The sequence below is a fragment of the Paraburkholderia sp. GAS199 genome (assembly GCF_050436585.1).
In the GTDB taxonomy this organism is placed as follows: domain Bacteria; phylum Pseudomonadota; class Gammaproteobacteria; order Burkholderiales; family Burkholderiaceae; genus Paraburkholderia.
This window is the reverse complement of the sequence record NZ_JBNDMM010000001.1, coordinates 137662-163604: the sequence shown is the minus strand read 5'-3', so window position 1 is coordinate 163604 and position 25943 is coordinate 137662. Positions and strand designations below refer to the sequence as shown.

The following is a 25943-nucleotide window of genomic DNA, read 5'->3' as shown; positions in this document are numbered from 1 at the left end:
GGTTCCTGTGTCGTAACTGGGGCGCTCGTTCTGAAAACGATTACGCGTTCTGCACACTGGCAAGCGACGAATACGCGCCTACCGGTGTCGTGCTGAAGCCCTTCAGATTGGCCGCGTGGATCGAGTAGAGATGCAGTTCGAGCAGGTTGATCGACGGGATCTGCTGCTGCGCGATCAATTGCATCGCGTCGATGAACGGCTTGCGTTTGACCGGATCGGCCTCGCTAACCAGCCCCTCAATGGCACGGTCCATTTCCGGTGTCGAGTAGCCGCTTGCATTGCTCGACGTGGAGCCGGGCTTGATCTGCTTGCTCCAGTAGCGGCGCGTCACGCCGAGTTGCGGATCGGCGAATGCGGAATACCAGTTCGTGATGGTGTCGAAGTCGTAGTCGGCGTACGCGCGGCGGTTGAAAGTCGGCACATCGGTCGCGATCAACTGCAACTCCACGCCAATGCGGCGCAACTGCGCCTGGATGAACTGCGACGTCAACGTGTACTGGTTTCCGAACGGCAGCGGCAGGTTGTTGATGCGCAGACGAACGCCGTCGCTGCCGCGTTTCAATCCCGCTTCGTCGAGCAGCGCTTCGGCCTTCGCCGGATCGAATTTGTACTGCGGCAGGTCGGGCTTGAAGAACTGCTTCTGGTAGCTCGGAATCGGACCTTGCGCTGGTTTGGCGAGTCCATACCAGACAATGCGGGCCAGTGCGTCGCGGTCGATTGCATGAGCGAACGCCTGGCGCACCCGCACATCCTGGAAGCGTTTCTGACGCAGGTTGAAGTCGAAGAAGCAAATCGGCGCGATGCCGTCGAAGGCACGGCCCGACACCACAAAACGCGGGTCTTTCTGCAAACGCACGAGATCGGGCAGTGAAACTGCGTCAGTGGGGGCGTAGCGCAAATCGCCCGATTGCAATGCGGTGAGGCGCGCGCCTGCATCCGGAATAATGCGGAAGATGATGCGTTCGAAATGCGGCTGGTTTGTCTTGTCCCAGTAGTCTGGATTGCGTTCGAGCGAGACGTAATTGCCGCGCGCCCATTCGACGAACTTATACGGCCCGTTGCCGATGGGTTTCGCGTTCAGCGGGTTGGTGAGCGGCGGACTGCCCGCGTACAGGTGTTTGGGCAGGATCTGCGTCTCGTAGCCGCCGAGCGCCGCCCACATGGCCGGAACCGGCGACGAGAAGCGGAAGATCGCAGTGTGCGCGTCAGGCGTGTCCACGGCGTCGAGCGTGGCGAAGGTGGCGCCGCCGCGCGGATGGAACCGTTTGGTCACTTCCATCAACGAGTACTGCACGTCGGCGGAGGTGAAGGGCTGGCCGTCGTGCCACTTCACGTCGTTGCGCAAATGGAAGATCACGGTCTTGCGGTCGGACGATTCGTCCCATGCGCGCGCAAGTTGCGGGACGGGCTTCAGCGCGTCGTCGTACGTGATGAGGCCGTCGAACAGGTTCACCGAAACGAGCACCGCCGGATTGGAAATGTTCAGTCCGGCAACCCAGCCCGACGGTTCCGGCACGACACTCGCCTGCAGGGCCTCGTCATCGCGCGTACCCGGCGTAGTTGCGGCGAAGCTGAGGCCGGGCACGAGCGGCGCGGCAGCGGCGGCGGTGGCCATCTGGAAGAACTGGCGGCGGGTGATCAATTCGGTTGCTCCTCGATGCGTTCAATGGAATGGGTATGACTGGGCCTGACCCGGTCGCTAAAGTCGAGCGCAACTGTGCGGGCGGGCACGCCTTCGCGATAGAGATGGCAGGCCACCGTATGGCCGGCGGATAAGGTCACGGCGGCGGGATCGGTTGCGGCGCACTCGGGCATAGCGTGTGGGCAGCGCGTGCGGAAGCGGCAGCCCCGTGGCAGGTCGTAAGGGCTTGGCAGCTCGGCTACGGTCGTGCTCGCCGTCGTGATGCTTCGCGTGGCGCGCGACGGAATCGAATCGAGCAGTAGCCGTGTGTACGGATGCGCAGCGTGACGCCAGAGTTCGCCGCGCGGCAACACTTCGACAATGCGTCCGAGGTACATCACTGCAATGCGGTCTGCGAGATAGCCGACGGCCGCCAGATCGTGGCTGATGAACAGATAGGCCATACCGCGCTGGCGCTGGAGATCGCCGAGCAGGTTGAGCACCTGCGCCTGCAATGACACGTCGAGTGCGGACACCGGTTCGTCGCAGATGAGGATGTCCGGGTCGATGGATAGCGCACGCGCAATATTGGCGCGCTGACGCTGTCCACCGGATAGCTCGTGTGGCAGACGGTCCGCAAGCTGCGGGGCGAGTCCGACCTGTTCGAGCAGCGCGTCGATGCGCTCACGGCGCTCGGCGCGATTGCCCATCTGGTGCAGTTCAAGCGGCAGCGAAAGTGTTTTGCGTACCGACTTGCGCGGGTCGAGCGCCGACAGCGGGTCCTGAAACACCATCTGCATGCGTTTGCGCCAGGGCAGCAAACGCCGGCCTTCCAGCGGAACGATGTCCGTGCCGTCGAGCCGCACAGCACCGCTGTCGGCATCGACAAGACGCACCAGTGCGCGGCCTAGCGAACTTTTTCCACAGCCCGACTCGCCGACCAGCCCAACCGTTTCGCCGCGCGCCACGTCGAGCGACACATGATCTACGGCGGTCAGCGTGCCGCGCCGGGTCGGATAGCGTACGCAGAGAGCGTCGACATCAAGCAGCATGGGTCAGCCTCGCTTCGATCAATTCGGGATCCTGGGTGCGTGAGCAGGCTACGCCGGCTGTCGTCTCGCCTGGCAATGCATCAGTCTGGAGTGCGCGCCAGTCGGGGACGGTGGCGCGGCAGCGGGCATCGGCGAACGCGCAGCGCGGCGCGAACGCACAGCCGCTTTGCAACAGGCCCGGCGCGGGCACGGCCCCTGGAATTTCCGAAAGCCGCTCGCGCACACCGCTCGCGAATTCGCCGTGCGGCGGGCGGGCACGCAGGAGTCGTTGGGTATAGGGATGCAGTGGCGCGTCGAACATGGCGTCCACGCTACGTTCTTCGATCTTGCGGCCCGCATACATGACAGCGACGCGATGCGCCAGTTGACCGACGATGCCGAGATCGTGCGTGATGAGCAACATCGCCATGCCGGTCTGTCGCTGTAGCGAAGCAAGCAATGCCAGAATCTGCGCCTGAATGGTGACGTCGAGCGCAGTGGTGGGTTCGTCGGCGATCAGCAGGCGAGGCTCGCCCGCGAGCGCCATTGCGATCAGAACGCGCTGGCGCATGCCGCCCGATAGCCGGTGGGCGAAATCGTCCACACGGCGGCCTGGTTCGGGTATGCCGACCAGTCGCAACAGTTCGAGTGTCTCGTTGCGTGCCGCGCGTCCGCGCAGACCGCGGTGCAGCGACAACGCCTCTTCGATCTGTCGGCCAATCGGACGCACCGGATTGAGCGCGGACAGCGGATCCTGAAAGATCATGCCGATACCGCCGCCGCGCACGTTACGCCAGCCTCGCTCGTCGAGCGTCGAGAGATCGGCGCCGTCGAACAGCAGGCGTTGGCTCGTGACAGTTGCGCCGCCTCCAGCGAGCAAACCCATCAGCGCGAGTGCGGTAGTGGATTTGCCGCAACCGGATTCGCCCACCAGTGCGAGCGTTTCGCCCGCGGCGATCTCGAACGAGAGCCCGTTGACGGCGAGCGCCGGACCGCTACGGGTGGCGAACTCGACGTTCAGTGCGTCTGCACGCAGAAGCGGGGTGGCGTTCATAGCGTCCCTCGCTGGGCACGGCGGCGCGGATTGGCCAGATCGTTCAGCCCGTTGCCGAGAAGGTTCAGCGCGAGCACGGTCAGGAGCACGGCGCCGCCGGGAATCGCGGTCATGTACCACGCAGTCTGCAAGGCTTCGCGGCCCGAGCCGATCATGCTGCCCCAGGTGATCACGTTCGGGTCGCCCAGTCCGAGAAAGGACAGGACCGCTTCGGTCAGGATCGCGTTGCCTGCCAGAATGGAGATCATCACAATGGCGGGCGTCATCACGTTAGGCAGCACGTGCGTGACGACAATGCGCGGGCGGCTCATGCCGATCACGCGCGCTGCCTGCACGTATTCGGCGCGGCTCACGCGCAAGGCTTCGGCGCGGACGAGGCGCGCGACCTGCGGCCAGCTTGTCAGCGCGACGCTCAGGATGATGGTCGCCACGCTCGGCCGAACCACGACCACCATGACGATCGTGAACAGCAGCGCGGGCATGGTCTGGAAGAATTCGGTGACGCGCATCAGGATTTCGTCGACGAAGCCGCCGTAGAAGCCCGCGACCGCGCCGACCAGCGCGCCCGCCAACGCGGCAAGCAGTCCGGCGGCGATGCCGATTTCCAGTGAGACGCGTGCGCCCCACGCAATGCCGCTCGTGATGTCGCGTCCCATCATGTCGGTGCCGAGTGGAAAACCCGCGTCCGTACCGGGCCAGACAAACGGCGAGCCCACCATGTCCATCGGGTCGTAGGCGGTAATGTGGCGTGCTCCCAGCGCGATCACGGCGATGGCCAACAGCATCAGCGCACCGGCGGCAAGACTCGGCGCTTCACGCACGATGCGCAGCACAGTCAGAACCGGACGCAGCGGGCGCGAAGGAGAGAGTGGAACCGGGCGGCTCATCGCTGCACCTCGATACGCGGGTCGAACCAGCCATAAGCGAGATCGGCGATCAGATTGACAGCCAGCACCAGCAGCGAGCTGACGAACAGAATGCCGAGCAGCAGATTCAGGTCACGTGACGACACCGCGTCGAGTGCCAGTTGACCCAGCCCCGGCCAGCTAAAGACAGTTTCGATGGCGACCGACCCGCTGAACAGCGTGCCGAATTGCAGCGCGGTCATCGTGACGATGGGCAGCAGCGCGTTAGGTACCACGTGCGACACCACCGTGCGAAAGCGCGACACGCCTTTGGCGCGAGCGGTGCGCACGAAATCCAGTCCGACGATTTCCAGCACGGAGGCTCGCATCAGCCGGGCGTAGATCGCGAGGTAGTAGGCGGCGAGGCAAAACACGGGCATGACCATATGCGATGCGACGTCGCGTACGTAGGCCCAGCCGTGTGCGTCCACGCCGAGTGTCGTCATGCCGCCGGAGGGCAGCCAGTGCAGATGTGCCGAGAACAACACCATCAGCATGAGGCCGAGCCAGAACAGGGGCGTGGCGAAGCCCAGCGTCGCCAGAACCGATACCACGATATCGACGGCACGCCAGCGCGAGACGGCGGCGAGCGTGCCCGCCGCGCAGCCGATCAGTAGCGCGAGGACGAGCGCGCTCACGAGCAGCAGCGCGGTTGCGGGCAGCCGGTCCGAAATCAGACGCAGGACAGATTCGTTGTATCGGAACGACCAGCCCAGATCGAGGTGTGCGAGGCGTTTCAGATAGGCGACGAACTGCAGCGCGAGCGGCTGGTCGGTGCCGAACTGACGGCGAAGCTCCGCCATGAACTCGGGCGTCGCGGCGCCGGCTTCACCGGCGATGACGTCAGCGAGATCGCCGGGCGCGAGCCGCAGCCAGAAGAAGTTCGTAATGGCGATCACGACGACCAGCGGCAATGCCTGACATACGCGCCGCAGCGGATAGGGCCAGGGGCGTCGCCGTCTGGAGGGAGGCCGGGGCAGCGTGCTCATGTCGCACCTGCCGCGCCGAGCGTAACGTCGTCGAGCGAAGCATAGACGCCGATCGGCGTCGTGTTGACGTTCTGCAGTCGCTTTGCGTAGATGCGGAAAAACTTGAGTTCGCCGAGATTGATCGACGGGACGTCGCGCTGCGCGATCACCTGAAGCTGATGAATCGCCTGCGTGCGCCGTTGCGGGTCCTGTTCGCTCTGGATCGCCTCGATCACCGTGTCCATTTCCGGCGACGCGTAACCTGAACCGTTGCTCCACGCTGCGCCCGCAATGATGTTCTTCGACCAGTAGCGGCGAATCACACCGATCTGCGGGTCGGCGAACGCCGCGTAGAAGGCGCTCATCGTGTCGAAGTCGTGGTCGGTGAAGACTTTGCGCAGATACGTCGGCAGGTCGTAATTGACGAGCGTGACTTCGACGCCAATGCGCTTGAGCTGCTGCTGGATGAACATGCCCGCGCGCTGGTAATCCTCACCGTAGGTGTGATTCAGGTGGTTAAAACGCAGACGTACGCCGCTCGCGTCGCGATGCAAACCTGCCTCGTCGAGCAGCGCTTCGGCGCGGGCGGGGTCGTACGGATACTGTGGAGTATCCGGCGTGTAGAAGTTCTTCTGGTAACTTGGAACAGGACCTGTTGCAGGCGTTGCGAAGCCGTAAAAGACGGCTTGGGCCAGTTGCTTCGTATTGATAGCATGCGCAATCGCACGGCGAACCCGCACGTCCTGAAAGCGTTTCTGGCGCAGGTTGAAGTCCATGAAAAACATGGGTGCGTTAGAGCGCCAGCCTTTGGAATCGACCGTGAGATTCGGATTCTGTTCCAGCCGCCGCGCTTCGATGAGCGAGACCGGTGTGAGCGGTGCGTATTGCACCGTCCCACTTTGCAACGCGACGCTGCGAGCGCTTGCATCGGGGATGATCCGGAAGATCAGCTCGTCGACGTGCGGCTTGCCCTTGTCCCAGTAGTCCGGATTTTTGACGAGCCGGATATAGTTGCCGCGACTCCATTCCTTGAAGACGAAGGCGCCCGTGCCGACCGGTTTCGCGTTGTACGGATTGGTGAGCGGATCGGTGCCTGCGTATAGATGCTTCGGGAAAATGAACGCGGAAGACGTATCCAGATAGGCCCAGATCACCGGCGACGGTTGTGCGAGCCGGAACACGGCGGTATGCGCGTCGGGGGTATCGACGGCGACGATCTGCGCGAACGTGGGCCGCGCGATCGGATGGACTTTCTTCGACACTTCCATGATCGAGTACTGCACGTCCGCCGAGGTGAATGGCGTGCCGTCGTGCCATTTGACGTCGTCGCGCAGCTTGAACGTAATGGAGCGCCGATCGGCCGACTCGGTCCACGAGCGTGCAAGTTGCGGCACGGGACGGAAATTTTCGTCGTACGTGATCAGCCCATCGAACAGATTGCTGGAGACTACGTTGGTCGGATTGGCGGGCGTCGATCCCGCAGCGAGACCGGCCGGCTCGGGCAGCGTGTTGGCGACAAGCACGGAAGCGCCATTGACCGTTTGCGCACCGGCGGGTAACGAAGCGAGCAGGCTTGCGCCCGCCAATGCACTGCTTTTGACGAGAAATTCTCTGCGAGTCGGCATAGTTCGATGAGTATGTTATTGACGATCAGAAGCGGCGCGATGGAATCCGCAAGGACATGTCGCACACTGAACGGATCAGAAAGCCGAACGGCCTTTAGAGCCGCAAGCCCGCCTCGCGCATCAGCGGCAGGATGTGCGTCCCGAAATCTGCGAGGTCCTGTTCGAAGTCGAAAAACGTGAGCTGCACGCCGCCGCAACCTGCATCGCGCAACCGCAGCATGTCGTCGACAATGCGGTGCGGACTGCCGACCAGATGCAGGTTGCCGCCCACGGCGCGTTCGCCGGCACGGCGTTCGTGCTTGCTCCATGCGTGAGCGTCGCTCGAACCGGTTTTCGGGTTCATGCGCGCGTTGAAATTCGCGGCTGCTTCAGTGTCTTCGGAGGCGCGAATGCGTTCGTAACGGGCCAAAGCGTCGTCGTCGCTCGCGGCACTCACGATGGTCGGGTTGATGATGGGCCGCACCTCGCGTCCGGCGGCAGCCGCTGCGAGCCGCAGACCCTCGGTGAATTTGGGCAACGCGGCGAGCGTAGGTTCGAGTTGCACGCCGACCGGACTCGGAATGAACACGAAATCCGAATATCGCGCGCCGAACTCGAAGCCCGCTTTGGAGCCGGTTGCGTTGATCAGAATCGGCCTTCCATGCAACGGCCGCGGCGACACGTAGGCGTCGTTGAGCGTCCAGTGCTTGCCTTCGATCGTCACGTTCGAATCGGTCCGCCATAGCTGATCGAGAATTTCGACGAACTCGGCGGCGCGCGCGTAGCGCGAATCGTGTTCTTCGCGCGTCTGGCCGAACATGCGTGCTTCGTCGGCGATGTGGCCCGTGACGAGATTCACGCCCCAACGGCCACCGGAAATGTGATCGAGCGTCGCGCCGATTTTCGCCAGATGCAACGGATGCCACGGGCCATACAGCACGTGAATGGTCGAAATCAGCAGGATGCGTTGCGTGATCGCGGAGAGCGCGGCGGTCGTGATGAAACTGTCGAGCGACACTTCACGGAAATTGGTCTTCCCGCCATAGCCGCCTTTGGGCATCCACTGTGCAAGGCCGAACACGAGATCGAAGCCGAGTGCCTCGGCTTGCAAGGTTAAGCGCGCGTTGTAGTCGAAGCGCCAGTCGGTCGAGCGGGGTAACGTCGAGATCGACCAGCCGCCGTTCTGAATCGGCAGGAATAGACCGAGATTGAATGGTTGCAGCCGGACGCGTTCGAGCGGGCTGAGCGTGGTGTCGTCGGCGAGAGAGGCGGTGTAGGCGTGGGTCATGAGATGTTTTGCGCAGCGCGTGGATCAGTAGGTGAAGCCGAGCGGCGGCGCATCGCCGCGCAGCAGATGCGCGCCGATCGCTTTGCTGCGGTAGACGATTGGGTCGTGCAGGCTGATCGTGCGGGCGTTGCGCCAATGGCGGTCGAAGTTGTGGCGCTTCAGTGCAGTCGATGTGCCGCCCACGTCGAATAGTTTTTGCGCGACATGTAACGCAGCCTGCTCGGTGGCGAGTTGTGCCTGCGCGGTTCTGACTGCGGTGTCGACCAGTATGGTTTCGAGTGCGTCGGGCGGCAGATCGTCGTACTGCGCGTGCGAGGCACGCGTGAGCGCATCGGCTGCGTGACCGAGGACGAGTTCCGCAGCGAGCGCCGAGGTGGCCAGTTCACCGACGAGCGCCTGAACGTACGGGTCGAGCGTGACGTGTTCGACCTGGGTCGTGCGCGAAGGCCGGGCGCCGTCACGAGCCCAGTCGCGAGCGTCGTCCAGCGCGGCGTACGCGATGCCCGACTTGAGCGCGGCAAACAGGATCTGCGCGCCCGAACTCGTGTAGTGACGGCGACCTGTCCAGTAGCCCACGACGACGATCTCTTCGGCCTTGACCTCGACGTTGTCGAAGATCGTCGTTCCGCTGCCCGTTACACGCTGTCCCACGCCGTCCCAGTCGTCCACGCGCGTAATGCCGTCGCGATCCGTCGGCAGGATCGCGTAGACGATGCGGTTGTGCGGATCGAGGACGGTCGCGAATACGAGATCGGCGAATAGCGTCGGCGTGCTGTAGAACTTGCGGCCGCTCAGGCGGTAGTCGCTCCCGTCCGCAGTGAGCTGGATGGTGATCTCGCTGGAGCGCGCACTGCCACGCTCGGTCGAGGCGTTGCCGATCAGCGCGCCTTGCGCCACGCGCCGCCAGACGCGCTGCTTGAGCGCGTCGTCGCCCATCAGACGCATGCGCTCCTGATAGACATAGTGCGGAACCAGCAACTGCGCGACGCTCGAATCGCCACGCGCGAGTTCGGCAATCACCCGCACCACATCGCCGTAGTCGATTTCGTTGCCACCGAGGCTCGATGGCGTGCGCAGGCCGAGCAGGTCGTACTCGCGCAGAAGCGCGAGGGCGTCGTACGGAAGGATGCGTTCAGCGTCGCGCGCGGCGGCCTTCTCGCGCAACGTGCGAGCCAATGTTCGCGCGCGACGAAGCGCGTCGTGCGCCCGGCTGGAGGTCGATGCGGGCGGCTCGGCGGCGTTCACGGCGGAAAAATGTCGTTGTGTCATGGACTAGATAGCCGGAGCGCGACGGGCAGCCGACGGGCGGGCCGCGCGGCGTGTCCGTGGCTCATAGGAGATGCATTAGATGGAAAGAAACCTTCCTGCCCGTGGAAAAAAGATTCCACATATCGGATAATTTCTGCATTGTGGTGAGAAACAATCTCTTATCCAACCATGCGTTTTTCATAAGCAAAGCGGTGAGGGCGATATCCGGAAACGCAAGCGCAGATTGACTGCGCAGAGCGAAGCCCGCCGCATGAGCAAATAAAGCGAGAGAAACAATGAAAGTTCTGGTCAGAGAGGAGGCGACGGAAGGCGCGGGCGCAGGCGGGCGCAACACCGAGTCCGGCTCGCTAGCGCGCGGATTGCAGGTGCTTGGCGTGCTTCACGAATCCATGCATGCGTTGTCGCACTCGGAAGTGGCCGAAGCGGCCAATCTGCCGGCCAGCACGACGCATCGGCTGTTGCAGGCGCTCGTCGAACACCGGCAGGTCGAACGCACGCGCGGTGGGCGGTATCGACCGTCGGCGCGCAGTTTGCTGCCGCTCGTCATGGATCACCCGCTCAATTCGCTGCGCCGGGACGTGACGGGTCTCTTACGTGGGCTATGCGATCGGCACGGTCCGTCCACCAGCCTCATTCTGTTCTTTGGTACAGAGCGTGCGATGCTCGAATCCGCGCCGGGCCGCTACAGCGTGATGCCGTACTACGATACCCATCTGAGCGCGCCTTATCACACCACTGTCTCAGGCAAACTACTGCTCGCTCATCTCGATCCGGACGAGCAGAAGACGCTGATAGCCGGGAAACCGCTGCTTGCGCGGACACCGCACTCCATTACTGACGTGGCACGTCTGCAGGACGAATTGAACACCGTGCAATCAGAAGGCTTCGCGACGAATCTTCATGAAAACGTGACCGGTATATGCGCGTGCGGTACGGTGCTGAAATCGTCGAACGCGAGGGCGATTGGTGCGATCGTGATGTCAGGCCCCAGCGAATACTTTTCGTCAGAGACGATCCCGGTGATGAGGCGCGAGTTGCGCGAAACATCGGCTCTGCTCACGCATACGTCTCTTGCGCTGCGCGCGGTCGCGCGGTTTTTGGAGTGAGGTCGACTGGGAGGCGCGTCGTATGACTGGATTGGCCGGGTGTGTTGAGAGTGCCCGGTGGTGTCGCGCAGCCGCTCTGGCCGGAGGCACAATTGATCTTGCTACGTGTACCGGTCTGATTTTCTCGAGGCATATTGAAAGATGGTCTGGGGTTCGCGTACGTCCATTGTCGATACGAGCAGTGAATGATTGTCGAGCAAGCATTCAGCCGAAAACTGACGAAGCTAATCTTGATTGAGATCGTGTCGCGGGCTACGTGCGAGCGCAATCGATCCCTGATACCCGCCGTCAACTAACGACGGGTATCAGGTTTAGAATCGGTGCGTCATCCCGACAAGAGCCGCGAGTTGGTGATTGTTGCCCGAGTAATTGCTGCCATTGAGATCGGCAACAGCTTGCTTGCCCGTCGAGTCGACGCCCGAAGCGGTTTCATAGAAGCCGATCGCGTAGAACGATGTGCGTTTGGACAGCGAGTAAATCGCGCCCAGATTGAACTGGTTATACTTCGCGCTTCCGACGTTGTCTGCCCCGCTGTTGCGGGTATAGATATAGGCGCCCGCAAGCTGCAAAGCAGGATTGACCTGATACTTCAAATTGATTTCGCCGGAATTGAACGTAGCGGTGCCGCCTGCATATTTGGGCGAAGCAATCGCGCCGACCGCGTTGACGGAGCCCAGATTCTGGAACTGCGTGTTCGAGTAGAGCAAGCCGACGATTGCCGGGCCAAGCGTATAGGAGCCACCAGCAACAATGATCTGTTGCGAACCCGCCGACGCATAACCGCCGTAGATCCTGTTGTTGATGTTGTTGTTCGCACCGGTAACCGAAGAAGTCGGCGTCGACGAATTTCCCTGATTACCGTAGGTCGCGTAATACGGATCCTTGACGAACGTATAGCCGGCGCCGAGGCTAACCGGACCGTTCGAATACGATAGCGCCGCATCCACCACCGAGTTGCGCGAGAAGTCTCCAGCCTGGCCGCCAAAGCTGTACAGCACACCTGCCTGCAGGCCGCGGTACTTCGGACTGACGTATTTGAGCGAATTCTGGACGCGATTCGAGGTGTCGACGTTATCGACATCGCTTGCTCGCGTGCCATAGCCGAGACCCGAAGCTGCCCAGTCCGCGCCGGATGCGTAGATGGAAGTCAGATCGTTACTGGCGGAGTACTGGCGCCCAGCGGTCAACGTACCCCAGTTCGTGCTGCTGACGCCGACGAACGCCTTACGGCCGAATAGAAGACCACCTTGGCTCAATGCACCGGTGCCGGTAGTAAAGCCGCTTTCGATGTTGAATATGGCCGACAGACCACCACCCAGGTCTTCCGTTCCCTTGAGTCCCCAGCGGGATGATGTTCCTTGCGAAAATGCATACAGGTGCGAGCCTTTCACGTTGTTGTTAAAGAGCAATCCCGTATCGACGATGCCATACAGCGTTACGCTGCTTTGGGCGTGGGCAACGCCACCGATCGCGTTCAGCGCAAGGAAGGCTACCGAGGTCTTTGTCAATTTCATCTGTGTTTTCTTTGTAGGTGTGCGAATTTATCGCGCAGTAGCGAGCGACACTTTATGTTCCCGAGTGATCAGGAGTTGTCGTGCGTATGAACTGGACAGGAAAATCTGGCCGGATCATCGAAACAACGTCGATATTTTTGCCGAGTGCCGGAAAAAAATCGTCCAACGATTCTTCATGTTCTTATATGAATACGCGCTGTCGCAATGACGACGCTTCTCAAACTCCAGACTCCAAACCCCAACTCACGACGTGCGGATCGCGCAATCCGAGTAATGGCAATGCGACCTCGGACGGAAGTATCGTGGTACTTCGACGCGTCGAAGGCCGCGTGAGCACTTTGGCCGGCTGACGCGCAAACATTGCGGACCGGCGCCCCTGGAAGTGACAGCCAGCCCGTGCTTCTACTTTGACCGCCTGATGCGGGCGGCGATGGAGAGTGTTTAAAAATCGAGCCCTGGGCCGCCAGCGCCGGGACCGCCCGGCTGACCTGCGGCCGGCGTATCCTTCGGTGCTTCGTGAACGGTGGCGTCGGTGGTTAGAAGCAGCCCTGCAACCGACGCCGCGTTCTGGAGTGCGGTGCGGGTGACCTTGGTCGGATCGAGCACGCCCGACTCGACCAGATCGCCGTATTCGCCGGTCTGTGCGTTGTAGCCGAAATTGCCCGCGCCTTCCGCGACCTTTGCAACGACCACGCTTGCTTCTTCGCCGGCATTCGTGACGATCTGGCGCAACGGCTCCTCGAGCGCGCGCAGCACGATCTTGACACCGGCGTCCTGGTCGGCGTTCGCGCCCCTGAGGCCGCTGATTGACTGCTTCACGCGGATCAGCACAACTCCGCCGCCAGGCACGATGCCTTCTTCGACGGCTGCGCGCGTGGCATGCAATGCGTCGTCGACACGGTCTTTCTTTTCCTTGACCTCGATTTCGGTTGCGCCGCCTACCTTGATGACCGCCACGCCGCCGGCCAGCTTGGCCACGCGTTCCTGCAGCTTCTCCCGGTCGTAGTCGGAAGTCGCTTCCTCGATCTGCACGCGGATCTGCTTGACGCGCGCTTCGATGTTCTTGCTGTCACCCGCACCGTCGATCACGGTGGTGTTTTCCTTGCCGACTTCGATGCGCTTGGCCTGGCCCAATTCGGCAAGCGTCGCTTTATCGAGCGACAGGCCGGTTTCTTCGGCGATGACCTGACCGCCGGTCAGGATCGCGATATCTTCCAGTAGCGCCTTGCGACGATCGCCGAAGCCGGGCGCCTTCACCGCCACTGTCTTCAGAATGCCGCGAATGTTGTTCACGACCAGCGTGGCTAGCGCTTCGCCTTCCACGTCTTCTGCGATGATGAGCAGTGGGCGGCCGGCTTTGGCGACCTGTTCGAGGACCGGCAGCAGATCGCGAATGTTCGACACTTTCTTGTCATGCAACAGCACAAACGGGTTATCGAGTACCGCAACCTGCTTGTCCTGATCGTTGATGAAATACGGCGACAGGTAGCCACGGTCGAATTGCAGACCTTCCACTACGTCGAGCTCGTCGTCAAGCGACTTGCCGTCTTCGACAGTGATAACGCCTTCCTTGCCGACGCGGTCGATCGCTTCCGCGATACGCTGACCGATCGACTCTTCGCCGTTGGCCGAAATCGTTGCGACCTGGGCGATTTCCTTGCTGGTGGTGGTCGGTCTGCTGATCTTCTTCAGCTCTCCAATTGCGGCGATCACCGCCTTGTCGATGCCGCGTTTCAGATCCAGCGGGTTGAGGCCTGCCGCCACGTATTTCTGGCCTTCGCGCACGATGGCTTGGGCAAGCACGGTCGCCGTGGTGGTGCCGTCGCCCGCGGCATCGCTGGTGCGTGACGCGACTTCTTTGACGAGCTGCGCCCCGATGTTTTGCACGCGATCCGGCAATTCGATTTCCTTCGCAACCGACACACCGTCCTTGGTAACGATCGGCGCGCCGAAGCTGCGTTCGAGCACCACGTTGCGGCCTTTCGGGCCCAGTGTGACCTTGACCGCGTTGGCGAGGATGTTGACGCCTTCGACTAGCTTCGAGCGGGCGACGTCGCTGAAAATGATTTCTTTTGATGCCATGGTTAGACGCTCCGTTCGTTATTGAGTGACGACTGCGACGACATCTTCTTCGCGCAACACGAGCAACTCATTGCCGTCGACTTTGACCGACTGCCCGGCGTATTTGCCGAACAACACGCGTTCACCGACTTTCAGATCGGGTTCGATGCGCTTGCCGTCGCTATCGCGTTTGCCTGGCCCGATGGCGATCACTTCGCCCTGATCGGGTTTCTCTGCGGCGCTTTCCGGAATGACGATGCCCGAGACGGTTTTGGTTTCCTGGTCGAGACGTTTGACGATCAGGCGGTCATGCAGGGGACGTAGGCTCATGGTTCCATTTCCACGGTTAATTTCTGGCACTCGTCGTTGGTGAGTGCTGACCGGGATCGAGTATAGGAATGCGCCGACCGTTGCTCCAATAACGGATTCATCGATTCTTATCCGCAATTCGCATTTCACAATCACGCATATTCATAGCTCGATTTGCTGGTTTTGTGCGGAGAGCCGCGTCCCTATACTGACCCGTCCCTTCGGCATGTCCGTGCGAAGCGCTGCATCGATTAGCCAACGCAATTAGCCGGGTCGAGCCCGATCCGAGCGCTTATACGAGGAATCAAGGCATGCAGGTCTCAGAGAGCACCAAGGCGCGCGCGACGCTCGACGCAATACTCGCCGGGTTGCCGGCACTTGCGCAGGCGATTGGCGAAGACGCCGCGCAGCGTGAGTTGCGGCGCGAGTTGCCATTCGACGGTTTCCGCGCATTTCGCGAATCCGGTCTGGGTGTGCTTCGTTTTCCCGTGGAGTGGGGCGGCCTGGGCGGATCGCTGGAGGACCTTTTTCAAGTGATCGCCACGCTGGCTGCGCATGAATCGAATGTCGCGCACGCATTGCGGATTCACTTCGACCAGACCGAGCAATTGCTGCTGTCGCCGCAGTCCGCATTCAACGACACACAGATCGAGCGCATCCGGCAAGGAGCGATCTTCGGGGGAGCCTCGACAGAACTGGGCACGGCAAGGCCTGGAGAAATCGTGACGAAGCTCGTTCGCGACGGCGAACATTTTCGTGTAACGGGCAAAAAGTATTATTCGACTGGGACCGCATTTGCGGACTATGCACGCATTAACGTGCAGGACGAAAGCGACCAGAAAGTGTCGATCGTGATTCCGGTCTCGCGTGAAGGCTTGCAGGTCGTCGACGACTGGGACGGCATGGGGCAGCGCATGACGGCGAGCGGCAGTCTCGTGCTCGATAACGTGCAGGTGCTTTCCGATGAGGTTGCGACTCGCGGCTACACGACGCTCGCTGGCCGGCATGGCAGCGCAGTGCGCCAGTTGCATCTGGTGACCGTGGCGGCAGGTATCGTGCGCAACATCGTCGCTGATGCTCGCCGCTACGTGACGCAATTTGGCCGTCCGGTGCTGCATAGCCCGGCACCCTCCGCGCGGGAGGACGGCTTCGTGCAGCAGGTGGTGGGCGATCTGGCAGCGCACAGCCTGTCGATCGACGCGCTAGTCGCGACCAACGCGCGCACGCTCGACCGCTCGGCGAATGCGATCCACAGCGGATCCGCGAACGCTGAAGAACTGGTACTGGAAAGCGCGCTGGCCACCGCAAAAACGCAACTCGTGGTTAGCAAGCTGGCGCTATATGCGGGCGAGCGTCTATTCGAAATTGGCGGCGCATCGGCAACCGGTCGCGCACACAATTTCGATCGCCATTGGCGCAATCTGCGCACCATCTTCAGCCACAACCCCTTGCTTCACAAAGCGCGCGTGATAGGCGACTACGAACTGAATGGCGTGACGACACACCTGACTGAAGGACGCGTGTTCTAACGCGCTGCCATTTCTTCACCTCCTGTTTCGAGTATTGCAACCATGAGCCGAGACTTGCTGTTACTGCTGGAGCCGGGCTTCGCCGATCCGGACCATCCGGGTGAACGATTTATCTGCCCGGACAGTGCGCCCATTGAAGGCTTGCTCGCGAGCGATCCAGCGCGCAACGCGCGACTCGACATTTGCCGGTTGCCGTTCCCGCGTCCGCGCACCGCAGTGATCGAAGCGCTGGGTGCCGGGCACCAGAATCTGCCGGTGCTGATTCTGGGCGACGCGCAGCCTGCGCCGGCCGACGCGCAGACGCTCGGCGTCAAACGCTTCGTGACGGACACGCGCCGCATCCTCGATCTGCTCGCACAACGACACGGGTTCCCCAAAGTTCATTGACGCCTCGCGATGCGATCACGGCATGCTCGCCGATCACTTAGCGGACCAAGGCGATCTCGCTTCGCTCCAACACTTCATTCGGCCGCAACGGCCACCAATATCGGCACAAGGATCTGGATTACATGGCACGGTTGAATCGACGCGAATTTCTTATTTCATCGGGCGCAGCGCTCGCGGCGGCCGGCATGCCGGCGCTGGCGCTCGCCCAAGGCGAGGCTGGCGCACCGAAGCGGGGCGGCACGCTGAACATGTTGATCAATCCGGAGCCTCCAGTGCTCGTGTCGATCTTTCAGACTACCGGGCCCGCGCTCGTTGCGAGTAGCAAGGTGCTGGAAGGTTTGCTGGCTTATGACTTCGATCTGCGTCCGAAACCTCAATTGGCCACGGAATGGTCCGTCAGCCCGGACGGTCTGAAGTACACCTTCACGCTGCGGCAGAATGTGAAATGGCACGATGGGCAACCTTTCACTTCGGCGGACGTCGCTTTCTCGATCGATCTGCTCAAATCGGTTCATCCGCGTGGCCGCAGCACTTTCGCGAACGTGACGAGCGTGGCGACGCCCGATGCGCGCACCGCGGTGATCGAACTGTCGAAGCCGGCGCCGTATCTGTTGAAAGCGCTCTCTGCCGGCGAATCGCCGATCGTGCCCAAACATCTGTATGCGCAGGGCGACCCGTTGTCCAATCCCCACAACAATGCGCCGATCGGCACTGGGCCGTTCCGTTTCAAATCCTGGACGCGTGGTGCCAACATCGTTTATGAGCGCAACCCGGACTATTGGGACGCGGGCAAACCGTACATCGACGGCCTCGTGTTCAAGGTGATTCCCGATGCTGCCGCGCGGTCGGCGGCGTTCGAAACTGGCGCGCTCGATCTGGGCGGCGAAAATCCCGTTCCGCTGACGGACCTGCCGCGCCTCACGCAATTGCCGCAACTGGCGGTCGAAACCCGCGGCTATCGCTTTCTGGAGCCGCTCGCCGAGATCGACTTCAACCTCGATCATCCGATCCTCAAAGATCTGCATGTGCGCCAGGCCATCGCGCATGCGATCAATCCGCAGGTTGTGCAACGCACGGTGGCCTACGGCTATGCGGATCTGTCGCCCACGCCGATCACGCCGGGTTCGCCATATCACGACGCTAAACTGACGCCGTACCCGTTCGATGTCGGCAACGCTGAGAAACTGCTCGACGCGGCAGGCTATCCGCGCAAGGAAGGGGGTGTGCGCTTCCGTTTGACGCACGACTTCCTGCCGTATGGCGACATGTACCGCCGCCAGGCCGATTACGTCAAATCCGCATTGGGGCGGGTTGGCATCGACGTTACGGTGCGTTCGCAGGATCTGCCTGCATTTTTGAAGCGCGTGTACGCGGATCGTCAGTTCGACTTCACGAGTATCGGCGTGAATACGTTGTTCGATCCGAGCGTGGGCGTTCAGCGTCTCTACTGGTCGAAGAATATCCGCCCCGGCGTGCCGTTTTCGAATGCACCGCATTACAGCAATCCCGAGGTCGACCGTCTGCTCGAAAGCGCCGCGGTCGAGACCGACGAGAGCAAACGCGTCGCGCTATATCAGCAGTTCCAGCAGATCGTTTACCGCGATCTGCCGATTCTCAACCTGGTCGCGCCGCGCATGGTCACGCTGGCGAACCGGCGGGTTCGCAATCACACGGTGTCCGCGCAAGGCCTCGAAGGCAATCTCGCGGATGTCTATCTGAGCGCATGACAGGAGCCGCACGATGAGTCGAGGTGTGCGTTTTGGTGCGATTCTGCGGCGGACCGCGTGGCAAGCGTTGCCGACGGTGATCGGCATCGTGGTCCTGAATTTCTTTCTACTGAAGCTGATGCCGGGCGACGCCGCCGACGTGCTCGCCGGCGAGTCGGGTTCGGCGACCGTGGAAACCATGCAGGTGCTGCGTGCGAAGTTTGGGCTAGACCAACCGGTGCTACACCAATTGTGGTCGTATCTGACGCATCTGTCGCACTTCAGCCTCGGCTATTCGCCGCGCTACGACATGCCGGTGATGCAGTTGATCATGTCACGCCTGCCCAATACGTTGCTGCTGATGGGCGTGGCGTTGTCGTTCGCGATCGTGACCGGTGTGGTGCTCGGCGCGGTGATGGCGCATTGGGCCGGCAAGTGGCCGGACCGTGTGCTTTCCGTGCTGGCTCTGCTGTTCTATTCGACACCGGGCTTCTGGATCGGATTGCTGGCCATCGTGCTGTTCTCGGTGCATCTGGGTTGGCTGCCGAGCGGCGGCAATCTCACGCTCGGCGTGCAACTGCACGGCTTCGCCTATTTTGCCGATGCGCTCCGCCACGTGCTGCTGCCGGCTGCCACGCTGGCCACCTTCTTCGTCGCCATCTACGCGCGGCTCACGCGGGCGGCGATGCTGGAGGTGCAGCGCCAGGACTTCGTGCGCACCGCGCAGGCCAAGGGTCTGCACCCGTGGCGTGTCACGGTGCGTCATGTGCTACGCAATGCGCTGATGCCGCTCACGACCATCGTCGGGATTCATTTCGGCACCTTGCTGGGAGGCGCCGCCGTGACCGAGACGGTATTCAGCTGGCCCGGTCTCGGACGGCTCGCACTCGACGCCGTGATGGCGCGCGATTTCAGCGTACTGCTCGGCGTACTGCTGTTGTCGTCGCTGCTCGTCATCATCGCCAATGTGCTGGTCGATCTGCTGCAGGCATGGCTCGACCCCCGTGTCGCGTGAGGAAATCCGCGCTTTTTTCCAAAAGGATGACATGCCCTCCGACTCTTCCAATCTGATTTCCTCGCCGCCCGAGCCGACAGCGTCGCCATGGCGGCGCCAACTGGCCGGCACGCTGTTCGGCTTGCGTCGTGGCAACCCGTCCGTCCATCGCGGGGCCGCCGGGCGCGGCGTCTGGCGCGCGCTTCTGCGCAATCCGTCGGCGCTGGCCGGTCTCGTGTTGCTCGCGGCGTTCATCGCGCTCGCGCTGAGCGCGGGGCATCTGTTTCCCGGCGATCCGCTCGACATGGTGGCAGCGCCATTCGAATGGCCGGGTACGGATGTGCAATACCGGCTCGGCACCGACTCGCTCGGACGCGACGTCGCCGCAGGTATTGCGCACGGCACTCGCGTGTCGCTTCTGATCGGCGCGGTGTCGGCCGGGATCGGGCTCGTGATCGGCACGCTGGTTGGTGCCACGGGCGGTTTCTTCGGCGGCGTGATCGACGATGTGCTGGTCCGTATCACTGAACTCTTTCAGACCGTGCCGTCGTTCCTGCTGGTCATCGTAATCGTCGCGATTGGCCGGCCGAGTGTGACGGTTATCGCGCTCGCCATCGGGATCGCGTCATGGCCGACAGTCGCGCGGATCGTGCGGGCGGAATTCCGTTCGCTGCGCCAGGCGGACTTCGTGCTCGCCGCGCGCAGCCAGGGATTCAGCAACGCACGAATCATTTTCGGCGAGATTTTGCCGAACGCGTTGCCGCCGGTGATCGTCACCGCGTCGGTGATGGTGGCAAGCGCGATTCTGATCGAGTCGTCGCTGTCGTTTCTCGGCATGGGCGATCCGAACGTGGTCAGCTGGGGCGGGATGATCGGCGCCGGCCGGGATTCGCTGCGCACCGCCTGGTATCTGACTGCTATTCCCGGCGCGGCGATCGTGCTCGCGGTGCTGGCGCTGAACCTGCTGGGCGACGGTCTGAACGATGCGCTCAATCCGCGACTGCGCGAACGGGCTTGATCCTGTCTGGCTGAATGGCAGGTGCTTCGCGCGCCTGCCGCGCGGCCGGCAACGTATTCGAGGATGAACAGTGGCAAACCTGCTTGAAGTACGCGACCTGCGCGTGAGTTTCGGCGCGCACCAGGCCGTTCGTGGCCTGAATTTCGATATCGCGCAAGGCGAGACGCTGGCGCTGGTCGGTGAGTCGGGTTGCGGTAAATCGGCGACGGCGCTTTCGCTGATGCGGCTCGTGCCCAATCCGGGACGGGTGACGGGCAGCCTGCGTTTCGACGGTCGCGAGTTGCTCGATGTGCCGCCGAGCGAGATTCGCGACATTCGCGGCCGGCAGATCTCGATGATCTTCCAGGAGCCGATGACGTCGCTCAACCCCGTGCTCTCGATCGGTGCGCAAATCGTCGAGACATTGCGTCAGCACGAACGCCTCTCGAGGGCGGCTGCATTCAAGCGCGCGGTAGAGTTGCTCGATCTCGTGCAGATCCCCGAGCCGCAACGGCGCGTGTTCGATTATCCGCATGAGCTTTCCGGGGGCCAGCGTCAACGGGTGATAATCGCGATGGCGGTGGCCTGCCGCCCCCGCCTGCTGATCGCCGACGAGCCGACCACTGCGCTCGACGTTACGATTCAGGCGCATATTCTGGAACTGCTCGACGGCCTGCGGCGCGAGTTGTCGATGTCGCTGCTGCTGATCACGCACGATCTTGGGAGCGTCGCGCAACACGCGGACCGCGTCGCGGTGATGCTGGCGGGCGAGAAGGTCGAAGAGGCGCCGGTCGCGCGGCTTTTCACGCAAGCACAACATCCCTATACGCGAGGTTTGCTTGGAGCGTCGCTCAATCTCGCGGACGACCTGCACTATCGCGGCTGGAAACTGCCCGAAATCCGTCACGGTATCGACGACGACGGCAAACCGGGCTTCGCCGTCGTGCCGCGTTCGGTGCGCACCGGGCAGTTCGTCGCGGATAAAGACGAGGACGCGGATCCCGCCGGCCGTGAAGCTGCACCTGAAGATGCGCCGTTGCTGGAGCTGCGTGACGTGCGGATCGACTACCCGCAAAGGCACGGCAAAACTACGCTGCGCGCCGTGGACGGCGTATCGCTGAAGATCGCGCGCGGTGAGACCGTTGGGCTCGTCGGCGAATCCGGTTGCGGGAAATCCACGCTCTCTAAGGCGATCATGCGGCTCGTGCCTGTCGCAAGCGGCAGCATCCGTCTGCGTGGCACCGATCTCGTGCCGTTGAGCGAGCGCGACTTGCGGCCGCTGCGCCGTCACGTGCAGATGGTGTTTCAGGATCCGTATGCCTCGCTCAATCCACGCCGCACGATCGCGGAGATTCTCGATACCGTGCTGGTCGTGAACGGTATCGGCAACGCCCAGCAGCGCCACACTCGAATCGTTACCATGCTCGATCGCGTTGGCTTGCCCAACTCGGCGCTCGGGCGCTATCCGCATGAGTTCTCGGGCGGCCAGCGGCAACGCATCGGGATTGCCCGGGCGCTGGTGCTCGAACCGGATCTGCTGATCTGCGACGAACCGGTGTCCGCGCTCGATGTGTCTATTCAGGCGCAGATTCTTAATCTGTTGGTGGATCTGAAACGCGATCTCGGGCTCGCGTATCTGTTCATCTCGCACGATCTTTCAGTGGTGCGCTATATCGCCGACCGCGTGCATGTGATGCAGGCAGGGCGCATTGTCGAGAGCGGGCACCATCGGGACATCTGGCGCTCGCCGCAGCATCCGTACACCCGCACGCTGCTCGAAGCGATTCCGGGTCGGACGTTCGACGCTCAGGCAGCCTAGCTCGCGAATCGCGCCCTCATGGCGAGGGCGCTGACGCCCTCGCAGTGCTTCAATTCCTCACTCCGGACTGAAGTACGCTGGCAAGCGAAAGCCGGCGTAGAAACGATTGCCTCGAATCGCGCGCTGGAAATCTGCAGACTGATATGCCTGGACGATATCCTGCGTCGCGCGGGCGTTGCGGTTCGTGGCCTTCACGACGACCTGGTTGATATACGGCGGTGTCATCTCTTCGAGCGCGAGCGCGTCGGTCAGCTTATGACCGCTGAAGATGGCGAAATTGCCCTGAATCGCGGCGTAATCGACGTCTTCGAGCGCGCGGGGCGCCTGTGCCGATTCGAGCGGGACGATCTTGATGCCGGCGGGATTCGCGATGACGTCCTGCTCGGTAACATCGACGGGATTGGGGTTCGGTTTGATCCTGATCCAGCCGATTCGCTGCAGTATCTTCAATGCGCGTTCCAGATTGACCGGGTCGTTCGGCACCGCGACCCGGCTACCGGGTTTGACCTCCGCGAGCGTATGGTGCCTGCTCGAATAGAGTCCCATCGGTGGTGTGGGAACCTGCACCACGCCGACCAGATCGGTGCCGTTGCGGTCGTTATAGGACTTCAGATAGACCTCGTGCTGCATCACGTCGGCGATAATCTCGCCGCGGTAGACGGCCTGATTCGCTTCGAGGCCGGTGCTGAACTCAACGTATCTGATTGCGTAGCCTTTCTTGCGCAGTTGCGGCTCGACACCCGCCTTGAATTCGTCGGCATAGGGGCCGGGCACGAAACCGACGCGCAGTTCCTGCGCCGGGCCGCCGTTGTCAGCGGCATAGGTGGTCAAGGCGGAGAAGCCGGCAAGCGTGATGGCCAGCAGGCAAGCGGCTGTGATGTGCCGTCGGGCAGAAGAGGGTGCGGCAATAGGTCGGGGCATGATGACTAGCGTGTAGGAATGAGGGATTAAATGGCTAACACGGGGCGCCGGCTTCATAAACGGGTGGTACGTGAAAACCACCATGTGCGTCTGCTCATGCTCCCCCCTGCTGGAACGGCACTTGCCCATCTTCGGCTGCGCCGTGTCGCGGGATTCGCCCGAAGAACGGATGCCCTGGATCGTTGAAGCCCGGCGTGGACGGATGCCCGCTCGCCACCAGCGAATCGACGAACGCTTCGTCTTCGGCCGTCAGGCAGTAACGCAGCGCCGGCAGATAATCGAGCCACTGTGCTTCGGTCCGCGGTCCGCCGATGGTCGATGTGATGTACCGGCTATTGAGCACCCACGCGAGTGCGAACTGCCCGGCGGACAGCCCCTTTGCTTCGGCATGCTCGTGCACGCGGCGCGCGAGTTCAAGCGATTCCGCGCGCCACTCGGTCTGTTGCAGACGGCGGTCGCTGCGGCCTGCGCGCGTGTCGGCGGCAGGTGTCGAGCCGGGTTCGTATTTACCCGTTAAAACACCGCGTGCGAGCGGACTATAGGAAATCACGCCAAGCCCGTAACGGTGGGCGGCCGTCAGTTGCTCCGCCTCGGCCTGGCGATTGGCGATGTTGTAGAGCGGCTGGCTCGCCACCGGCGCGTCGAGTCCAAGCGCCTGCGCGGTGTGGCTGAACTCGGCGATTTTCCACGCGCGATGATTCGACAGACCGTAATAACGCAGCTTGCCCGCCCGAATCAGATCGTTCAGCGCCCGCACGGTTTCCTCAACCGGCGTCGTGTGGTCTTCGCGGTGAATATAGAGCAGGTCGATGTAGTCGGTGTTAAGGCGTTTCAGGCTGGCGTCGACGGCCCGCATGATATGTTTGCGCGATGCGCCTCGCGCATTGATGTCGGCGTCCTGCAACGGATTGGCGAACTTGGTCGCGAGCACCCAGCGCTCGCGCTGCGCGGCGATGCTGCGGCCGACCACGCGCTCCGACTCGCCTTTGGCATAGACGTCCGCCGTATCGATCGAATTCACGCCATGTTCCTGCGCCTGATCGATGATACGTGCGGCGCTCGTTTCGTCGGTGGGGCCGCCGAACATCATCGTGCCCAGCGTCAGCGTCGATATCCTGATGCCGCTGCGGCCGAGTTGTCTGTATTCCATGTGTACGGATTCCGTGAGAGAGTGAATCGGGAAAGTGTTAGCGTTGCAGCCAGACGTCGGCGAAGCTGGCCGACACGCCGTCCGGCGAGGTCGTATGGTTGTGTACCGCGCGCGAGTAGACCGTCAGGTATTGCGGCGAGACCAGATTGATGTCTGGCAGATCGCGTTCGAGAATGCGCTGAATCTGCGAGAACAACTGCTTGCGCTTCGCTTCGTCGGTTTCTTCTGCCACCCGCGAGAACAACTGGTCGATCTCTGGATTGCTGTAATGCGAGCCGTTGGTGAAAGGCACGCCACGCCGGAAGTTGTTGGTCGTATAGAGACGTGCCACGCCTACTACCGGATCGAACAGATTGCTCATGCCATTGATCGAAAAATCGAAATCGCGGTCCGTGTAGATGCGCTTCAGATAAGCGGGCAGATCCTGAGTGCGCACTGTGACGGCAATGCCCACTCGGGCTAGTGCCGATTTGACATAGGCGGCGGTGCGCGCGGGCAGGTCGCCGATCGGCAAGGGATCGACGGTGAGGGCGAAACGCGTACCATCGGCTTTGCGCGGATAGCCGGCTTCGTCGAGCAGCGCGTTGGCGTGCTCCACGTCGAACGGATACGGCGTGGGTGCCGGGTCGTAATAAGGGCTCGAGGGAATAATCGGACTGGCGAGCGGCGTCGCGTAGCCGTAATAGATCACCTTCCGGATCACCTCGCGATCGAGCGACGACGCGATCGCCTGGCGCACTTTCGGATTCTTCAACAGGGGATTGTCGAGATTGAATTCAATGCGCGCCACGCCCGCCTGGAATTCATAGCCGCGAGTATCGACGCCGAGTTTCGGGTTGGCCTTGAGGCGCGCGAGATCGGACAGAGGCACTGGCGAGTCGCCGCTCAGATCGGCGGAACCATCTTCGAAGGCGACGGTGCGGGCCGCCGGATCGTTGATTACCTTGACAACGATGCGATCAAGCCTGGGTTTGCCTGTGTCCCAGTAGCCGTCGTTGCGCGCGTATTCGACATAACTGCCGCGCACCCATTTGACGAAGCGGAACGGGCCGGTGCCGATCGGCGCATTGTTGGCAGGATTCGTCAGCACGTCGGTGCCTTCGTAGATATGCTTCGGCACGATCGGCGTTTCCGACGACGAAAACGCCTTGATCAGATAGGGGGCCGGTTTAGACAGCGTAATCACCACCGTAAAAGGGTCCGGCGCTGTCACGCTGGTGACGTTGGCAAAGGTGGTTTTGGCGCGTGGGTGGACCTGTCTGAGCGTCTGTATCGAATACGTGACGTCGGCGGACGTGAAGGGCTTGCCGTCATGCCATTTCACCCCACGGCGCAGATGGAACACGTATTTCCTGCTGTCATCGCTCACTTCCCACGAGGAGGCGAGCGAAGCTTTCGGCTGAAACTTGAAGTCGTATTCCAGCAGGCCTTCCACTACTTTCGGGCTGACCTTAAGCACGTTGGTCGCCGTGGTGGCAAGATCGACCAGCGCGGTAGGCTCGGGGGTGACAATGAAAGTGAGTGTGCCGCCGCGGGTCTGCGCATGCGACTGCTCAGCAGTCAGGGCGACGATCAGAGCGACAGCCAATCCGATTGCGCCTTTGAACAGACGTGCGCCGCCGCGGCCTCGCGGCGCCTGCGTGGTGACATATGACATCGTATGGTGGCGTGAGGGACGAAAGAAGATATGTACCTGGATCAATCGGTGAA

21 protein-coding genes are annotated in these 25943 nt (G+C 62.1%); 7 read left to right on the top strand and 14 right to left on the bottom strand.

Annotated features, from left to right (window positions below):
* Positions 1-40: 40 nt before the first annotated feature.
* From P3T18_RS00660 to P3T18_RS00625, 8 genes are all read right to left on the bottom strand, one after another.
* Positions 41-1642, bottom strand: coding sequence for an ABC transporter substrate-binding protein (locus P3T18_RS00660; protein ID WP_429297977.1), 1602 nt, complete (start codon positions 1640-1642; stop codon positions 41-43).
* On the bottom strand, positions 1639-2673 hold the full coding sequence (locus P3T18_RS00655) for an ABC transporter ATP-binding protein (protein ID WP_429297976.1): 1035 nt from the start codon (positions 2671-2673) through the stop codon (positions 1639-1641). Before P3T18_RS00655 ends, P3T18_RS00660 begins: the two co-directional genes overlap by 4 nt.
* The gene (locus P3T18_RS00650; RefSeq protein WP_429297975.1) at positions 2663-3706 is read right to left on the bottom strand and encodes an ABC transporter ATP-binding protein; all 1044 of its coding nucleotides are present in this window, start codon (positions 3704-3706) and stop codon (positions 2663-2665) included. Before P3T18_RS00650 ends, P3T18_RS00655 begins: the two co-directional genes overlap by 11 nt.
* Entirely contained in the window at positions 3703-4593 is an 891-nt protein-coding gene (locus P3T18_RS00645; RefSeq protein WP_429297974.1) for an ABC transporter permease, read from the bottom strand. The genes P3T18_RS00650 and P3T18_RS00645 overlap by 4 nt, the downstream gene beginning before the upstream one ends.
* Positions 4590-5600, bottom strand: coding sequence for an ABC transporter permease (locus P3T18_RS00640; protein ID WP_429297973.1), 1011 nt, complete (start codon positions 5598-5600; stop codon positions 4590-4592). The genes P3T18_RS00645 and P3T18_RS00640 overlap by 4 nt, the downstream gene beginning before the upstream one ends.
* A complete protein-coding gene (locus P3T18_RS00635; RefSeq protein WP_429297972.1) occupies positions 5597-7204 on the bottom strand; it encodes an ABC transporter substrate-binding protein in 1608 nt (535 codons plus the stop codon). The genes P3T18_RS00640 and P3T18_RS00635 overlap by 4 nt, the downstream gene beginning before the upstream one ends.
* Before the next feature lie 94 nt (positions 7205-7298).
* Positions 7299-8471, bottom strand: coding sequence for an LLM class flavin-dependent oxidoreductase (locus P3T18_RS00630; RefSeq protein ID WP_429297971.1), 1173 nt, complete (start codon positions 8469-8471; stop codon positions 7299-7301).
* A gap of 24 nt (positions 8472-8495) precedes the next feature.
* Positions 8496-9740: an acyl-CoA dehydrogenase family protein gene (locus P3T18_RS00625; protein ID WP_429297970.1), complete on the bottom strand. Its 1245-nt coding sequence runs from the start codon at positions 9738-9740 to the stop codon at positions 8496-8498.
* 275 nt (positions 9741-10015) lie between these two features.
* Here P3T18_RS00625 and P3T18_RS00620 point away from each other — a divergent pair, with 275 nt between their 5' ends.
* Positions 10016-10846, top strand: a complete 831-nt coding sequence (locus P3T18_RS00620) for an IclR family transcriptional regulator (RefSeq protein WP_429297969.1) — start codon at positions 10016-10018, stop codon at positions 10844-10846.
* 311 nt (positions 10847-11157) lie between these two features.
* Here the strand turns inward: P3T18_RS00620 and P3T18_RS00615 are convergent, their stop codons facing one another.
* From P3T18_RS00615 to P3T18_RS00605, 3 genes are all read right to left on the bottom strand, one after another.
* Positions 11158-12360, bottom strand: coding sequence for a porin (locus P3T18_RS00615; RefSeq protein ID WP_429297968.1), 1203 nt, complete (start codon positions 12358-12360; stop codon positions 11158-11160).
* A gap of 441 nt (positions 12361-12801) precedes the next feature.
* On the bottom strand, positions 12802-14442 hold the full coding sequence (groL, locus tag P3T18_RS00610; RefSeq protein WP_429297967.1) for a chaperonin GroEL: 1641 nt from the start codon (positions 14440-14442) through the stop codon (positions 12802-12804).
* 18 nt (positions 14443-14460) lie between these two features.
* The gene (locus P3T18_RS00605) at positions 14461-14751 is read right to left on the bottom strand and encodes a co-chaperone GroES (RefSeq protein ID WP_429297966.1); all 291 of its coding nucleotides are present in this window, start codon (positions 14749-14751) and stop codon (positions 14461-14463) included.
* A gap of 290 nt (positions 14752-15041) precedes the next feature.
* Between P3T18_RS00605 and P3T18_RS00600 the strand changes: the two genes are divergently transcribed.
* The 6 genes from P3T18_RS00600 (at position 15042) to P3T18_RS00575 (ending at position 22162) form a co-directional block, all read left to right on the top strand.
* Positions 15042-16259 carry an acyl-CoA dehydrogenase family protein gene (locus P3T18_RS00600; protein WP_429297965.1) on the top strand — a complete coding sequence of 406 codons (1218 nt, stop codon included), beginning with the start codon at positions 15042-15044 and terminating at the stop codon, positions 16257-16259.
* 42 nt (positions 16260-16301) lie between these two features.
* A complete protein-coding gene (locus P3T18_RS00595) occupies positions 16302-16646 on the top strand; it encodes a DUF3088 domain-containing protein (RefSeq protein WP_429297964.1) in 345 nt (114 codons plus the stop codon).
* 122 nt (positions 16647-16768) lie between these two features.
* Positions 16769-18373, top strand: coding sequence for an ABC transporter substrate-binding protein (locus P3T18_RS00590; protein WP_429297963.1), 1605 nt, complete (start codon positions 16769-16771; stop codon positions 18371-18373).
* Between the two features lie 13 nt (positions 18374-18386).
* Positions 18387-19367 (top strand): ABC transporter permease, encoded by a 981-nt coding sequence (locus P3T18_RS00585; protein WP_429297962.1) that lies wholly within the window; start codon positions 18387-18389, stop codon positions 19365-19367.
* A 31-nt stretch (positions 19368-19398) separates the two neighbouring features.
* Complete coding sequence (locus tag P3T18_RS00580; protein ID WP_429297961.1) at positions 19399-20364, top strand: ABC transporter permease; 966 nt, start codon at positions 19399-19401, stop codon at positions 20362-20364.
* 70 nt (positions 20365-20434) lie between these two features.
* The gene (locus tag P3T18_RS00575) at positions 20435-22162 is read left to right on the top strand and encodes an ABC transporter ATP-binding protein (RefSeq protein ID WP_429297960.1); all 1728 of its coding nucleotides are present in this window, start codon (positions 20435-20437) and stop codon (positions 22160-22162) included.
* 57 nt (positions 22163-22219) lie between these two features.
* On the opposite strand, the gene P3T18_RS00570 is transcribed toward P3T18_RS00575, so the two are convergent.
* From P3T18_RS00570 to P3T18_RS00560, 3 genes are all read right to left on the bottom strand, one after another.
* On the bottom strand, positions 22220-23083 hold the full coding sequence (locus tag P3T18_RS00570; protein WP_429299010.1) for a MetQ/NlpA family ABC transporter substrate-binding protein: 864 nt from the start codon (positions 23081-23083) through the stop codon (positions 22220-22222).
* A 94-nt stretch (positions 23084-23177) separates the two neighbouring features.
* Positions 23178-24233 carry an aldo/keto reductase gene (locus P3T18_RS00565; protein ID WP_429297959.1) on the bottom strand — a complete coding sequence of 352 codons (1056 nt, stop codon included), beginning with the start codon at positions 24231-24233 and terminating at the stop codon, positions 23178-23180.
* 37 nt (positions 24234-24270) lie between these two features.
* Complete coding sequence (locus P3T18_RS00560) at positions 24271-25890, bottom strand: ABC transporter substrate-binding protein (protein WP_429297958.1); 1620 nt, start codon at positions 25888-25890, stop codon at positions 24271-24273.
* Positions 25891-25943: the final 53 nt, after the last annotated feature.